Origin of the sequence: Isoptericola sp. F-RaC21 (assembly GCF_038593535.1) — a bacterium.
Taxonomy (GTDB): Bacteria; Actinomycetota; Actinomycetes; order Actinomycetales; family Cellulomonadaceae; genus Isoptericola.
In genome coordinates, this window is sequence record NZ_JBCFYX010000001.1 from 53,579 (window position 1) to 68,070 (window position 14,492).

Genomic DNA, 14,492 nt, shown 5'->3' on the forward strand with positions numbered 1-14,492 from the left:
CGCATGACGAGCACGCTCCCCGTCGCGGTCCCCGCCGGGCCCGGGCAGCAGCCCGGGCCCGGCGGGCGCCGCCCGCTCGGCAAGTCCCTCCTCGCGCGGGTGCGGCCGTGGATGCTGCTGACGCCCGCCCTGCTGGTGCTCGCGGTGCTGCTCCTGTGGCCCCTGGTGCGGGTCGCGCTGTTCTCCCTGCAGGACTACGGGCTGAAGGAGATCGTCTCCGGCGAGCCGAACTGGATCGGCCTCGCCAACTTCGGCGAGATCTTCACCTCCGAGCAGCTGTGGGCCGTGGTGCTGCCGAACACCGTGGTCTTCGCCGTGCTGTCGGTGTCGTTCACGGTGATCTTCGGCACCGCCGTGGCGGTGCTGCTCGCCTCGCTCGGCCGCGTCTGGCGCACCATCGTGTCCAGCGCGATCATGGCGGCCTGGGCCATGCCCGCCGTCACCGGCACGTACGTGTGGGTCTGGATCTTCGACGCCGACCGCGGCGTGTTCAACCACGTGCTCCAGTCGCTCGGCCTGCAGGACGCCCCCGTCAACTGGTTCACCGACCGCTGGTCGTTCTACGCGATCGTGCTGCTCAACGTGGTGCACCACGGCTTCCCGTTCGTGGCCATCACCGTGCTCGCGGGCCTGCTCGGGGTGCCGAAGGAGCTGCTGGAGGCCGCGGAGATCGACGGCGCCGGCGCCTGGCGCCGGTTCTTCTCGGTGATCGTGCCGCAGCTCAAGCAGATCTTCGCCGTCGTGATCATCCTGTCGACCATCTGGGACTTCAAGGTCTTCGCGCAGGTCTACCTCATGCCCGGCGGCGCCGGCAGCAACCGCGAGGTGCTCAACCTCGGCGTGTGGTCGTACACCGAGTCGTTCGGGCAGAACCGGTACGGCTTCGGCTCCGCGATCGCGGTGCTGCTCACCCTGCTGCTGCTCGGCATCACCGTCGCCTACGTGCGCACGATCCTGAAGGAGGAGGAGCTGTGAGCACCGCGACCAGCACCGACCGGCCCGTCCGGACGACGGCCGGGGCCGCCACGCTCCGCACCCGCGGCCCGCGCCGCCCCTCGCTCGCCGTCCGCGTCGGCAAGGGGGTCGCCGTCGCCCTGCTCCTGGTGTTCACGCTGTTCCCGGCCTACTGGATGCTCGTGTCCGCCTTCGACGGCAAGGCCGGACGCGGGTCGTCGTTCGTGCCCGCGGACCCGACGCTCGAGCACTTCGAGTTCGTGCTCACCGACGGCGGCTTCGACGTCTTCCTGCGCAACTCGCTGCTCGTGGCGCTCGCCACCGTGCTGGTCTCGTCGCTGCTCGCGCTGCTGGCGTCGGTGGCGGTGGCGCGGTTCCGCTTCAGGCTCCGCACCCAGGTGCTCATGCTGGTGCTCGTCGTGCAGATGGTGCCGCTCGAGGCGCTCGTCATCCCGCTCTTCGTGCAGGTGCGCAACCTCGACCTGCTCGGCACGCTGACCGGCCTGGTCGTGGTGTACGTGGCGCTCGCGCTGCCGTTCGGCATCTGGATGCTGCGCGGCTTCGTCGCCGCCGTGCCCGTGGAGCTCGAGGAGGCGGCGTACCTCGACGGCGCCACCTGGGGCCGGATGTTCCGGTCGATCCTGCTGCCGCTGGTCGCGCCGGGCCTGGTGGCGACCAGCATCTTCAGCTTCATCACGGCCTGGAACGAGTTCGTCTTCGCGATGACGCTGCTCGGCGGCGAGACGCAGAACTACACGGTGGCCATCGGCCTGCGGTCGTTCTTCGGCCAGCACTCCAACGACTGGGGCGCGATCATGGCCGCGTCGACGATCATCACCGTGCCGGTGATGATCTTCTTCATCCTCGTCCAGCGGCGCCTCGCGTCCGGGCTGACCTCCGGGGCGGTGAAGGGATGACCGACGTCCGGCGGGCCGTGCTCGGGGTGCTGCTGCCGGGCTTCACGGGCACGACGCCGCCGCGGTGGCTGCTCGACGCCGCGCGCGACGGGCTCGCCGGGGTGGTGCTGTTCGCGCACAACACGCCGGACCTGGCGACGACGGCGGCGCTCACCGCGCGCCTGCACGACGCCGCCCCCGGTCTGGTCGTCGCGACCGACGAGGAGGGCGGGGACGTGTCGCGGCTCGAGGCCGCGGCCGGGTCCTCGCTGCCCGGCGCCGCGGCGCTCGGGGCGGTGGACGACGAGCGCCTCACCGGGGAGGCGGGCGAGGCGCTGGGCCGCCTCCTCGCGGCCGCGGGCGTCGACCTCGACCTCGCGCCGGTGCTCGACGTCGACACGCCCGGCAACCCGGTCATCGGGGTGCGGTCCTTCGGCACCGACCCGGCGGCGGTCGCGCGCCACGGCGTCGCGTTCGCCCGCGGCCTGCAGCGCGGCGGCGTCGGCACGTGCGCCAAGCACTTCCCGGGCCACGGGTCCACGACCGTGGACTCGCACCTCGCGCTGCCGGTCGTCGAGGCCGACCTCGACACCCTGCACGGTCGTGACCTCGTGCCGTTCGCGGCGGCCCTCGCCGAGGGGGCCGACGGTCCGGCGGCCGACGCGCTCATGACGGCGCACGTCGTCGTCCCCGCGCTCGGACCCGCGCCGGCGTCGCTCGAGCCCGCCGTCGCGGCGCTGGCCCGGGAGCTCGGCCACGCCGGGCCGATCGTCACCGACGCCCTCGACATGCGCGCCGTGTCCGACGGCGCGGACGTCGGCGAGGCCGCGGTGCGCGCGGTCGAGGGTGGCGCCGACCTGTTGTGCCTGGGGACGACGGCGGGCCGCGACGACGCGGACCTGTTCCGGTCGGCGGCGGACGCGCTCGTCGCCGCCGTCGGGTCCGGGCGTCTGACGCTGGAGCGGTTGGCGGCGTCGCGCGAGCGGACGAACGCGCTGGCCCTGCGGCTGCGCGCCCGGCGGGCCGCGGCGGGGGTGGACGTCGGCGCCGAGGCGGTCGCAGGGGCCCGGTTGCGGCTCGCGGCCGTGGGCGCCGAGGCGGCCCGCCGGGCGGTGCGCGCCGTCGGGCCGCCTCCGGTGCTCGCGGGTCCGCCCGACGTGGTCGACCTGCGGCTCCGGCTCGACCACGCCGCCGGGCGCACCGCGCAGCACGTGCAGCGCGCCGTCGCCGCGCGCTGGCAGGGCGCCGTCGTGCACCCCGCCCTCGACGACGACGGCGTCGACGCGCTGCTGCGTGACGGCACCGCCCGTCCGCTGCTCGTCGTGACGCGCGAGCCGCTGCCCGGCGGGCCCGAGCACGCCCGCCTGGCGCGGCTGCAGCAGGGACGCCCGGATCTCGTCGTCGTGCACACGGGCACGCCGGCCGCGGGGGAGCGGTGGCTCGCCGCGCTCCCGGGCGGGCTGCCCGCGACCGTCCTGGCGTGCGGCACCGGCCGGGCCAACGCCGCGGCGGCCGTGGCGCTCCTCGCGGGAGAGCTCGAGCCAGAACCCACGGAGGCGGCACGGTGATCGTCATCGGCATCTCGTCCGGCACCAGCGTCGACGCGATCGACGCGGCGGCCGCGGACCTCGACCTGCGCCCGGACGGCACGCTGCACCTGCGGCCGCTCGGCCATGCCGAGTACGCCTGGCCCGACCACCTGCGCCGCCGGATCCTCGCCGCCCTGCCGCCCGCCCCCGTGGACCTGGGCGAGGTGTGCCAGCTCGACACGCTCGTCGGTCAGGAGCTCGGCGCCGCCGCCCGGCGCGCCGTCGACGACCTCGCGGGCGGCGACGCGGACCTCGTCGCGTCGCACGGGCAGACGCTGCACCACTGGGTGGTGGCCGGTCGCGCGCGCGGCACGCTGCAGCTCGGCAACCCGGCCTGGATCGCGGAGCGCACCCGGCGGCCGGTCGTGAACGACTTCCGGGTCGCCGACGTCGCGGCGGGCGGGCAGGGCGCGCCGCTGGTGAGCGTGCTCGACGCGCTCTGGCTCGGGCACGACGGGCCCGCGGGCACGGCGTACACCGCGGCGCTCAACGTGGGCGGCATCGCGAACGTGACGATCGTCGGCGCGCGCGACGAGCCCGTGCTCGGCTGGGACACCGGCCCCGGCAACTGCCTGCTCGACGCCGCCGTGCAGCGGCTCACCGGGCAGCCGTTCGACCGCGACGGGGAGCTCGCCGCCCGCGGCGTCGTCGACCGCGAGGCCCTCGACGTCCTGCTGGGCGACCCGTACTACGCCCTGCCCGTGCCGCGGTCCACCGGCCGCGAGCTCTACGACGCCGAGTACGTGTCGACGCGCCTCGCGGCCGCGGGCGTGCGGGCGGACCGGCTCAGCACCCCCGACCTGGTCGCCACGCTCACCGAGCTCACCGCCGCTACCGTGGCGCGGTCGCTCGCCGACCACGCGCCCGGCCCGGGGGTCGAGCGGGTCGTCATCTCCGGCGGCGGGGCGCGCAACCCGGTGCTCCGTGAGCGGCTGGGCGCGCTGCTCCCCGCCGGCACCGCGCTCGTGTCCGCCGACGACCTGGGCCTGCCCGCGGACGGCAAGGAGGCGTACCTGTTCGCGCTGCTCGGCTTCCTCGGCGTGCACGGCGTCCCCGGCACCGCGCCCGGCCCGCACCGGCGGCAGGCCACCGGCGCCCGCCGACCCGTCGTCCTGGGGTCGCTCACCCCGCCCACGCCGCTGCCCGTGGGCGCCGTCCGCGGCCCGGTGCGGCGCCTCGTGCTCACCACCGCGCCGAGCGCCCTGACCACTGCGCGCGACCTGACGAGAGGAAGCACCCGATGAGCGGAGCGACCGTCCCCGACCCCGCCGGCCCGCCGGACGACGTGCTCGCCGTCGCGCGCCTCGTCTCGCCGACGGAGGAGCGCAACCCGCGCACCACCGACATCGACCTGCTCCCCGCGGCCGACGTGGTGCGGCTGATCCTCGAGGAGGACGCGGGCGTCGCCAGCGTGGTGCGCGCCGAGCGGTTCCGCGTCACTCAGGCCGTGGAGCTGGCGGTCGAGGCGATCCGCGCCGGCGGGCGCGTGCACTACGCGGGGGCCGGCACGTCGGGGCGGCTGGGCGTGCTGGACGCCGTCGAGCTGCTGCCCACGTACGGCGTCGGCCCCGAGTGGTTCGACGCCCACCTCGCCGGCGGGCCCGACGCGATGACGCTCTCCGTGGAGGGCGCGGAGGACGACGCCGACGCCGGGCGCCGCGACCTCGACGACGTGGGCCCGCACGACCTCGTCGTCGGGCTCGCCGCCAGCGGGCGGACGCCCTACGTCGCGGGCGCGCTGGACCTCGCCCGCGAGCGCGGGGCGCGCACCGCGCTGGTCAGCGCCAACCCGGCCGCGCCGCTGGCCGACCGGGCCGACGTCGCGATCCTGCTCGACACCGGGCCCGAGGCGGTCACCGGTTCCACCCGGATGAAGGCCGCCACCGCGCAGAAGATCGTGCTCAACACGTTCTCGACCGCCACGATGATCCGGCTCGGCAAGACGTACTCGAACCTCATGGTCGACGTCCGGGCGTCGAACGCGAAGCTGCGCGCGCGCCTCGTGCGGCTGCTGAGCCAGGCGACCGGGCTCGCGCCGGAGGTCTGCGCGCCCGTGCTCGCCGACGCCGGCGGGGAGGTGCAGGTCGCGCTGGTCATGCTGCTGGCCGGGGTCGACGTCGAGCACGCGCGCGCCGCCCTCGACGGCGGCGACGGCGTCCGCGGCGCCCTGTCTCGCCTCGGCGCCGCCCCGCCGAGGTAGTCCATCTCTCCGCGAGGTAGTCCGGGCCCTGCCGAGATAGTTCAAAGTCCCGCGAGGTAGTTCACGGCTTGAACTACCTCGGCAGGATCCGGACTACCTCGCGGGACTTCGGACTACCTCGCGAGACTTCGAACTACCTCGCGGGGCTTCGGACTACCTCGCGGGGGTGGGGCGTGCGCCGAAGACGGCGGTGCCGACGCGGACGACGGTGGCACCCTCGGCCACGGCGAGCTCGAGGTCGCCGGTCATGCCCATGGAGAGCTCGCGGGCGTCGGAGGTGCCGGGCGCGCCGCTCGCGAGGACGTCGTCGCGGATCGCCCGCAGGCGGGCGAAGCCGGCCCGCACGAGCGCCTCGTCGCGCTGCTCGCTCAGGCGAGCGCCGATCGTCATGAACCCCGTGAGGCGCAAGCCCGGCAGGGCCGCGACGTCGACGGCGAGCGCGGCGGCGTCGTCGGGCGCGACGCCGGACTTGCTCTCCTCGCCGGAGACGTTGACCTGCACGAGCACGTCCAGCGTGCGGGCGTCGCGCTCGCAGCGGCTGGACAGGGCGCGGGCCAGGGCGAGGGAGTCCAGGGAGTCGACCGCGGTGGCGGCGCCGAGCACCTGGTTGACCTTGTTCTTCTGCAGGTGCCCGATGAGGTGCGCCTCGACCCGGCCTGCGGCGACGAGGCCCGCCAGGGCGGGGGCCTTGGCGACCAGCTCCTGGACGCGGTTCTCGCCCACCAGCACCGGGCGGTCGTCGCCTGCGGCCTCCGCGAGGTCGGCGGCGGCCCGCACGCCGGCGAGCACGGTCTCGGCGTCCTGGGTCTTGGTGGCCAGCAGCACGCGCACCTCCCGCGGGTCGCGTCCCGCGGCGCGGGCGGCGTCGGCGACGCGGTCGTGGACGGCGGCCAGGCGTGCGGGGATCCCGGGACGATCGGTGGGCATGGCGCCAGTCTACGAACCGGCCGACCAGGGTCGGCTCAGGGGTGTCCCGGGTGGTGCCGGGCTCGCGCGGCAGGGGAGGATGAGCGGGTGAAGGCCCTGCTCAACATCATCTGGCTCGTCTTCGGCGGCTTCTGGCTCGCGCTCGGCTACGCCGCGGCGGGCATCCTGTGCTGCATCACGATCGTCGCCATCCCGTGGGGCATCGCCTCGTTCCGGATCGCCGGCTACGCGCTGTGGCCGTTCGGCCGCACGGTCGTCGACAAGCCCGGCGCCGGCGGCTGGTCCGTGCTCGGCAACATCATCTGGATCATCTTCGCGGGCATCTGGCTCACCATCGGGCACATCACGACCGCCATCGCGCAGGCGATCACGATCATCGGCATCCCGCTGGCGATCGCCAACATCAAGATGATCCCGATCTCGCTGCTGCCGCTCGGCAAGGACATCGTCCCGAGCGACGCCCGGTACCCGACCTACCAGCACTGACGTCGGGCGCGGGCTCACGAGCGGGCGATGGGACCCGTCGTCCCGCCCGTGAGGCGCAGCAGGTCGTCGGGGGCGAGCGAGACGTCCAGCCCGCGCCGACCGCCCGACACGTAGACGACGTCGAACCCCGTGGCGGACGCGTCGAGCACCGTCGCGTGCCGCTGCTTCTGCCCGACCGGGGAGATGCCGCCCACCACGTACCCGGTGGCGCGCTGCGCCGCTGCCGGGTCGGCCATCGCGGCCCGCTTGCCGCCCACGGCGCGGGCCAGCGCCTTGAGGTCGAGGCTGCCGTCCACCGGCACGATGCCGACGACGAGCCGGCCGTCGACGTCGGCCAGGAGCGTCTTGAACACCTGTGCCGGGTCGGCCCCCAGCGCCTCGGCGGCCTCCATCCCGTAGCTCAGCTCCGACGCCGGGTCGTGCTCGTAGGTGTGCAGGCCGTAGGCGATCCCCGCCCGGTCGAGCGCGACGATCGCGGGCGTCCCGTGCGAGGCGTGCGGCTTTCTGTCCTTGGGCACGCCGCCGATTGTGCCTGAGTAGGGTGGTGCGGTGCTCCTCCTTCTCGTCCTCGCGATCCTGGTGGGAGGGGCTCTCCAGCGCGTCACGGGCATGGGCTTCGGCCTCGTCGCCGGCCCGTTCATCGTGCTCATCGCGGGTCCGCTCGAGGGCGTGCTGTTCGTCAACCTCGCCGGCGCCATCGCGGCCGGCCTCATCCTGGGGCGCGTCGCGCGCGACGTCGACTGGCGGCGGTACGCCTGGCTGGCCGCCACCTCGGTGGCGGTGATGATCCCCGCGGCCCTGCTGCTGCGCGGCGCCAGCACCGCGGCGCTGGAGATCGCGGTCGGCGCCTTCGTCGTCGTCGCGATGACGCTGGCGGTCGTCACGACCCGGCTGCGGCGCGGAGGCCACCACCCCGTGCGCCCCGAGGCGCGCGTGCCGCTCGTCGTCACCGGCGTCGCGAGCGGCGTCGGGAGCGTGGCCGCGGGCATCGGCGGGCCGCCGGTGGCGATCTACTCCGTGCTCAGCGGCTGGGACCCGCGGGGGTTCGCCGCCACGGCGCAGCCGTTCTTCGCGACCAACGCGCTCGCCGCGCTGGTCACGAAGCTGACCCTCACCGACGCGTCGTTCCCGCCGTTCGCCGTGTGGCAGTGGGCCGTGGTCCTCGGCGCGGTCGTCCTGGGCCTCGTCCTCGGCGACCTGCTGGCCCCGCGCGTCCCCGCCGCGGCCGTCCGGCGCGGGCTGATCGTGCTCGCCTACGTCGGCGGCGCCGCGACCCTCGTCCAGGGCCTGCTGCACCTCGGTTGAGCGGCCGGGGTCGCGAGCGTCAGGCCCGCTGCCCGCCCTCACCGCCGTGCCCCGGCGCGTCCGGCGGGCCGTCGGCACGGTGCTCCGGCGCGTGGGGGCCGTCGGGGTCCAGCTCGTCGGCGCGCCGGAGGCGTTCGTCGACGTCGGCCCGCCGCTCGTCGAGGCGCGCGTCCCGGGTGCGCGCCTCCTCCTGCAGCCGGGCGGCCTCGGCGGCCTTCCGGTCGGCCTCCGCCTGCGACATGCGTGCCTCGGCGTCGAGCTTGGCGGCGGCGGCCTCGTGCTCCTGCACGGCGATGCGGTCGTGCCCCGCCTCCCGCCGCAGCTCGGACGCCTCCTCGCGCCGCTCCTCGCGGCGGTGCGCCTCGGCGGCCCGGGACCGCCGCGCCAGCGCCGTGCCGATCAGCACCAGCAGCAGCACGACGACGACGGCGACGACGATCCAGACGATGGTCGTGGTGTCCATGACGGGCTCCTGACGTCGGGGGAGCCGGGATCGGCGCCCTGTCTCGATCACAGGGCGGGTCCGGGTTGCTTGCAACCGCCGCCGCTCAGATCCGCCCGACGTCCACCACGGTGAGGGCGACGGCCCCCGCCTCGTCGCTGGCGGCCAGGTCGACGACGGCGGTGATCGCCCAGTCGTGGTCGCCGTCGGCGTCGTCGAGCACCTGGCGCACCCACCACGTGCCCGCGGGCACCTCGGCGACCTCGACGCCGTCGCGCGTGGTCGTCGTGGCGCCGCCCGGGAGCTCGGCGCCCGCCTCGAGGATCGTCAGCAGGCCGGCCGCGCGGGCGGCGGGCCCGATCCCGACGGCGTCGTCGCCCTGCGCCTCGAACAGCGGGTCGAGCGCGGCGGCCCAGGCGTCGCCGTCCCAGCCGTGCGCGCCGTCGAGCGCGCCGAGCGCGTCGTAGTCCTCGCGGGCGGCGAGCTCGACGCGGCGGAACGTGGCGTTGCGGACCAGGCGGCGGAACGCGCGCGGGTTGCCCGTGACCGGGCGGGCCGGCGCCTCCGCCCCGGCCTCCGCGAGCTCACCCTCGACGATCGTGTCCGCGTCGTCGTCGACCGGGTTCTGCAGCCGCTCCCACTCGTCCAGCAGCGAGGAGTCGACGCCGCGCACCAGCTCGCCGAGCCACTCGACGACCTCCTGCACCTCCTCGGTGCGGTGCTCCTCGGGCACCACCTGGCGCAGCGCGCGGTAGGCGTCGGCGAGGTAGCGCAGCACGACGCCCTCCGTGCGCTCCAGCCCGTAGACGCTGACCAGCTCGCCGAACGTCATGGCCTGCTCGAGCATGTCGCGCACCACGGACTTGGGTGCGAGCTCGGCGTCGGCCACCCACGGGTTCGACCGCTTGTACGTGGCGAACGCGGGCTCGAGCAGGTCGGCGAGGGGCCGCGGCCACGTGACGTCCTCCAGCGCCTCCATGCGCTCCTCGTACTCCATGCCCTCGGCCTTCATCGCCGCGACGGCCTCGCCCTTCGCCTTGGACTGCTGGGCGTAGAGGATCTGCCGCGGGTCGTCGAGCGTCGCCTCGATGACGGAGACGACGTCGAGCACGTGCGTGGGGCTCTCGACGTCCAGCAGGTCCATCGCGGCGAGCGCGAACGGCGACAGCGGGGCGTTGAGCGCGAAGTCGCGCGGCAGGTCGACGACGAGCCGCACGCTGGGCCGGTACCCGGCCGGGCGCGACGGGTCGGGCACGCGGACCTTCTCGACGACGCCCGCGACGCGCAGCGAGCGGTAGATGCGGAACGTCTGGCGCACGTGCTTGGCCCGCTGCGTCTCGGTGTCGTGGTTGGCGACCAGCAGGTGACGCATGGCCTCGACGGGGTCGGCGTCCCGGCCGTCCGAGCCCGCGCGGGCGAGCACGTTGAGCACCATGGCGTGGTTGACGTGGAACTGGCTGGTCAGCGGCTCGGGGTCGGCGTCGCGCAGCCGCTCGAACGTGGAGTCGGTCCAGTTCACCGCGCCGGCGGGCGCCTTCTTGCGGACCACCTTCTTGAGCTTCTTCGGGTCGTCGCCGGCCTTGGCGAGCAGCTTGCGGTTCTCGATGACGTGCTCGGGCGCCATGACGAGCACCTCGCCCACGGTGTCGAAGCCCGCGCGCCCGGCCCGCCCGGAGATCTGGTGGAACTCGCGCGCGGTGAGGTGGCGCATGCGCTCGCCGTCGTACTTCACCAGCGACGTCATGAGGACGGTCCGGATGGGCACGTTGATGCCGACGCCGAGGGTGTCGGTGCCGCACACGACCTTGAGCAGGCCGCGCTGGGTGAGCCGCTCCACGAGCCGGCGGTACTTGGGGAGCATGCCCGCGTGGTGGACACCGATGCCCGCGCGCAGGAACTTGCTCAGCGTCTTGCCGAAGCCGGTGCCGAACCGGAAGGCGCCGATCTCGGCCGCGATGGCGGCCTTCTCGTCCTTGGAGGCGAGGCTCGTGGACAGCAGCGCCTGCGCGCGCTCGACGGCGTCCTTCTGCGTGAAGTGCACGACGTAGACGGGCGCGCGGTGCGTCGTGACGAGCTCGGCGATGACGTCCGTCAGCGGCTCGACGACGTAGGAGAACGTCAGCGGCACCGGCCGCTCGGCGCCCGCGACCTCCGCGACGGGGCGTCCGGAGCGCTCCTCGAGGTCCTCCCGCAGCCGGGTGGTGTCGCCCAGCGTGGCCGACATCAGCAGGAACTGCGTGCGCGGCAGCTCCAGCAGCGGCACCTGCCACGCCCAGCCGCGCTGCCGGTCGCCGTAGAAGTGGAACTCGTCCATGACGACCTGGGCGATGGCGTCGTCGTCGGCCGTGCCGTCCGCGCCGACGCCGTCGTCGTCGGCCCCGCGGCGCAGGGCCAGGTTCGCCAGGATCTCCGCGGTGCAGCAGATGATCGGGGCGTCGGCGTTGACGGCGGAGTCGCCGGTCATCATGCCGACGTTGCGCGACCCGAACGCGGCGACGAGGTCGAAGAACTTCTCGCTGACCAGCGCCTTGAGCGGCGCGGTGTAGAACGTGCGGCCGCCGCGGCCCGACCGGCGGTTCGCGAGCGCCGAGAACTGCGCGCCCATCGCGACCATCGACTTGCCCGACCCGGTGGGGGTCGCCAGCACCACGTGCGAGCCCGTCATGAGCTCGAGCAGCGCCTCCTCCTGGTGCGGGTACAGCGGTCGCCCGCCCGCCGCGGCCCACTCGCCGAAGCTCTCGAAGAGGACGTCGGGGTCCGGCGCGCCGCCCGTGGGCGCGGGCAGGTACGGCAGCAGGGTGCCCGCGGGACGCGGGGCGGGCGAGGTCGCGGGGGCGGAGCCGACGGAGGTGGGGGAAGTCATGGTCCGGCCATTGTCCCAGGCCGCGCCCGCGGGACCGGTACCCGCGGGTCGAGCCCGTCGAGACGCGGGTCTCGACGGGCTCGACCGGCAGGCTCCGGGCCGTCCCGGCCCGGTCTCAGCAGGCGCCGAGGTCGGTCCAGACCGCCCACTGGCCGGTCGAGGACGACGGCGTGTCGCCCTGCGTCCACCACTTGGCCTGGTAGGCCCGGCCGTCGTAGGAGACCTTCGTGCCTCCGGTGTAGGCCGACGACGGGTTCCAGGCCGCGTCCTCGCACTCACCGGGCTCGACCGGCGGGTCGGTGGGGTCGGGGTCCGGCGTCGTGCCGCCGCCCTCGCCGACGGTCACGTCGACGCAGGCGTAGAAGGCGTTGGCGGTGTCCGCCACGTTCCAGCGGGCGAGGATGGTGTGGTCGCCGGCCGGCAGGTTCTCGAGGGTGTGGCTGACCACGGCGTCGGGCTTGGCGCCGCCGTCGTCGAACGTGCGGTGCAGGACGCCGTCGACGAAGTACTCCCACGTGGACGTCGCATGCTGCGCGGTGAGCTTCCACTGCATCGTCACGCTGCTGCCGATCCGGGTGCGCGGCCACGGCTTGGAGTCGTCGTCGAGGACGGAGAACCCGCCGCCGCCCGAGCACTGCTTCGAGCCCTTCGGCGCCTCGACGCTCTGGGGCTCGTACTGGACGCCGCCGCAGTCGAAGGACACGGTGCCGGTGGCGCAGTGGTCCTGCCGGCTGGGCGGGTTGGTGACCCAGCCGTGGGCGGAGGCGGCGGGCGCCATGGCCACGGGCGCGAGGATCGCGGCGGCACCGACCGCCGCGGCGAGGAGGGTGGAACGCAGTCGCATCGTTGCTCTCCTGTGTTCGTGAGGGGACTGGACAAATTCGACGCTACGGCGTCGGTCCGGTCCGCACATCAGGGGAACCGCGTCATCCGGCCGTGATCGTCGCGGGCGTGCCTACGGGAATTCCCGTAGCCGCGGTGGGCTCAGCCGAGGTCCCACAGGTGCCGGTAGAACGCGATGCGCTCCGCGTCGGGCGCGATGCCGTAGGCGTCGAAGAAGGCGGGCTCGTAACCGTCGCCGTAGTTCCACTCCAGGCTGTAGCTCGCCACGGCGAGGTCGGCCCAGCGGTCGGCCACGCCGAGCGCGTCGAGGTCGACGTGCGCGGTCCAACGGCCGCCGTCGTCCAGCAGGGTGTTGGGGGCGCACGGGTCCCCGTGGCACACGACGAGCCGGTCGACGTCGGGCACGTCGCCCACCCGGGCGCGGGCGTCGGGGGAGAGGCGGGCGACCCGGTCGGCGACGCCCCACGAGAACGGGCAGTCGCCCACCGGAAGGGTGTCGTGCATCGCCCGCAGGCCGGCGCCGATCGCGCGCGCCGCCGTCTCCGGGTGGGCGAGCCAGCGCGGGTCGACGGCGGACGCGCCCGGGATGCCGGCGGTGAGCAGCCAGGCGCCGGCGTCGTCGGTGCCGCGGTCGAGCACCCGCGGGACGGGCGTGTACCGGACTGCCCACGCGAGCCGCTCCGCCTCGGCGTCGAGGTCCAGCTCGGGCGTGCCGGAGGGGACCCACTTCACGTACCGGTCGCCGCCGGCGATGCCGACCGGTGTCGCCGCCCCGGGCGGCGTCAGCCGGAAGGTCAGGCCCCCGAGCTCGTTGCGCCACACCGGCGTGACGTCGTCGTCGCCGGCGAGCCGGCGCACCCGCTCGGGCACGACGACGGGGTCGGACGGGGCGGCGGCGAGCACTCGGGACATGCCCAGATGGTCGCACCCGCCCGGCGCGGGGGGCTACGGCTTTCGTGCGGGGCCGGTCGACGGCGCGGCGGTGGGCTCGACGACGGGCTCGACGGTGGGCCCGTCCGTCGGCGTGCGTCGCGTCGCGGCCTCGCCCTGCTGCACCACGACGACCCCCGCCAGCACCAGGAGCCCGCCGAGCAGCTGGACGGGGCGCGGCAGCTCGCCCAGGAACACCCAGGCGAAGAACACGGCGCTGACCACCTCGAGCAGGCCGACGAACGACGCGGGCCGCGCGCCGAGCCGCCGCCCGGCGCCGACGCCGGTCACGTACGCGACGCCCGCGGTCACCACGCCCAGCGCCGCGAGCACCGCCCACGCGGGCACGACGCCGCCCGCGAGGGTCACGGGGTCGGCGGACGCGGTCAGCGGCATGACCCCGACGGCGCCGAGCAGCCCGAGCAGGACGGCGCCGACCACGAGACCGCCCGCCGCGAGGCTCAGGGGCGGCAGCCCGGTGTCCGTGCGGGCGTTGAGCAGGAAGTACGCGGAGACGCCCACCATCGCGCCGAGCGCCCACGCGACGCCGACGGGGTCGAGCCGGGCGCCGGCGAGGTCGAGCACGAGGACGAGTCCCGCGGCGGCGAGCGCGATGCCGGCGAGCGTCGTGCGGCCGGGGCGCTGGCCGCGGCGCAGCCACAACCAGGCGACGACGGCGGCGGGGGAGGAGTACTCGATGAGCAGCGCCGGGCCCACCTGCATGTGCTGCACGGCGGCGAAGTAGCAGAACTGCGTGGCGGCGACGCCCAGCGCCCCGTAGCCGAGCAGCAGCCGCAGGTTGCGGCGCACGGGCGACCAGTCGCCGCGCAGCGCGACGACGCCGAACGGCAGGACGACGACCGCCCCGACGGCGACGCGCACGAGGACGACGGCGCCCGGGCTCCAGCCGTTGGCGAACAGGCCGGCGGCCAGCGGGCCGGACAGGCTGAACGTCACCGCGGAGACGACGGCGAGCGCGAGGCCCGCGCCGAGCCCCGTGCGCGGCGTCGCGCGCGCGTCATGCGTCATCTCCGACATGGCTCATGACGCTACGGCC

The 14,492-nt window shown here is 75.2% G+C and carries 14 protein-coding genes; 7 read left to right on the top strand and 7 right to left on the bottom strand.

What is annotated here, in order from left to right:
• The first annotated feature begins 3 nt into the window (after positions 1-3).
• The 5 genes from AAG589_RS00240 to murQ all read left to right on the top strand — a co-directional run bounded on the left by AAG589_RS00240 (position 4) and on the right by murQ (position 5,639).
• Complete coding sequence (locus AAG589_RS00240; RefSeq protein ID WP_446719658.1) at positions 4-975, top strand: carbohydrate ABC transporter permease; 972 nt, start codon at positions 4-6, stop codon at positions 973-975.
• A 119-nt stretch (positions 976-1,094) separates the two neighbouring features.
• Positions 1,095-1,871 (top strand): carbohydrate ABC transporter permease, encoded by a 777-nt coding sequence (locus AAG589_RS00245; RefSeq protein WP_430566195.1) that lies wholly within the window; start codon positions 1,095-1,097, stop codon positions 1,869-1,871.
• Positions 1,868-3,418: a glycoside hydrolase family 3 N-terminal domain-containing protein gene (locus AAG589_RS00250; RefSeq protein WP_430565248.1), complete on the top strand. Its 1,551-nt coding sequence runs from the start codon at positions 1,868-1,870 to the stop codon at positions 3,416-3,418. Before AAG589_RS00245 ends, AAG589_RS00250 begins: the two co-directional genes overlap by 4 nt.
• Positions 3,415-4,683, top strand: coding sequence for an anhydro-N-acetylmuramic acid kinase (locus AAG589_RS00255; RefSeq protein ID WP_430565249.1), 1,269 nt, complete (start codon positions 3,415-3,417; stop codon positions 4,681-4,683). The genes AAG589_RS00250 and AAG589_RS00255 overlap by 4 nt, the downstream gene beginning before the upstream one ends.
• A complete protein-coding gene (murQ, locus tag AAG589_RS00260) occupies positions 4,680-5,639 on the top strand; it encodes an N-acetylmuramic acid 6-phosphate etherase (RefSeq protein ID WP_430565250.1) in 960 nt (319 codons plus the stop codon). The genes AAG589_RS00255 and murQ overlap by 4 nt, the downstream gene beginning before the upstream one ends.
• Positions 5,640-5,792: 153 nt before the next feature.
• Here the strand turns inward: murQ and AAG589_RS00265 are convergent, their stop codons facing one another.
• Positions 5,793-6,566, bottom strand: coding sequence for a YggS family pyridoxal phosphate-dependent enzyme (locus AAG589_RS00265; protein ID WP_430565251.1), 774 nt, complete (start codon positions 6,564-6,566; stop codon positions 5,793-5,795).
• A gap of 87 nt (positions 6,567-6,653) precedes the next feature.
• Between AAG589_RS00265 and AAG589_RS00270 the strand changes: the two genes are divergently transcribed.
• Positions 6,654-7,052 carry a YccF domain-containing protein gene (locus AAG589_RS00270; RefSeq protein ID WP_430565252.1) on the top strand — a complete coding sequence of 133 codons (399 nt, stop codon included), beginning with the start codon at positions 6,654-6,656 and terminating at the stop codon, positions 7,050-7,052.
• A gap of 14 nt (positions 7,053-7,066) precedes the next feature.
• Here the strand turns inward: AAG589_RS00270 and ybaK are convergent, their stop codons facing one another.
• A complete protein-coding gene (gene ybaK, locus AAG589_RS00275; protein ID WP_430565253.1) occupies positions 7,067-7,570 on the bottom strand; it encodes a Cys-tRNA(Pro) deacylase in 504 nt (167 codons plus the stop codon).
• A gap of 31 nt (positions 7,571-7,601) precedes the next feature.
• Here ybaK and AAG589_RS00280 point away from each other — a divergent pair, with 31 nt between their 5' ends.
• Positions 7,602-8,357 (top strand): sulfite exporter TauE/SafE family protein, encoded by a 756-nt coding sequence (locus tag AAG589_RS00280; protein ID WP_430565254.1) that lies wholly within the window; start codon positions 7,602-7,604, stop codon positions 8,355-8,357.
• Between the two features lie 19 nt (positions 8,358-8,376).
• Here AAG589_RS00280 and AAG589_RS00285 read toward each other — a convergent pair whose 3' ends face one another.
• The 5 genes from AAG589_RS00285 to AAG589_RS00305 form a co-directional block, all read right to left on the bottom strand.
• Complete coding sequence (locus tag AAG589_RS00285) at positions 8,377-8,820, bottom strand: hypothetical protein (protein ID WP_430565255.1); 444 nt, start codon at positions 8,818-8,820, stop codon at positions 8,377-8,379.
• Positions 8,821-8,905: 85 nt separating this feature from the next.
• Positions 8,906-11,662 carry a DEAD/DEAH box helicase gene (locus tag AAG589_RS00290; RefSeq protein WP_430565256.1) on the bottom strand — a complete coding sequence of 919 codons (2,757 nt, stop codon included), beginning with the start codon at positions 11,660-11,662 and terminating at the stop codon, positions 8,906-8,908.
• A 115-nt stretch (positions 11,663-11,777) separates the two neighbouring features.
• Positions 11,778-12,506 carry a lytic polysaccharide monooxygenase gene (locus AAG589_RS00295; protein WP_430565257.1) on the bottom strand — a complete coding sequence of 243 codons (729 nt, stop codon included), beginning with the start codon at positions 12,504-12,506 and terminating at the stop codon, positions 11,778-11,780.
• Between the two features lie 140 nt (positions 12,507-12,646).
• On the bottom strand, positions 12,647-13,417 hold the full coding sequence (locus tag AAG589_RS00300) for an aminoglycoside 3'-phosphotransferase (protein WP_430565258.1): 771 nt from the start codon (positions 13,415-13,417) through the stop codon (positions 12,647-12,649).
• Positions 13,418-13,450: 33 nt separating this feature from the next.
• Positions 13,451-14,473, bottom strand: a complete 1,023-nt coding sequence (locus AAG589_RS00305) for an EamA family transporter (protein WP_430565259.1) — start codon at positions 14,471-14,473, stop codon at positions 13,451-13,453.
• Positions 14,474-14,492 lie beyond the last annotated feature (19 nt).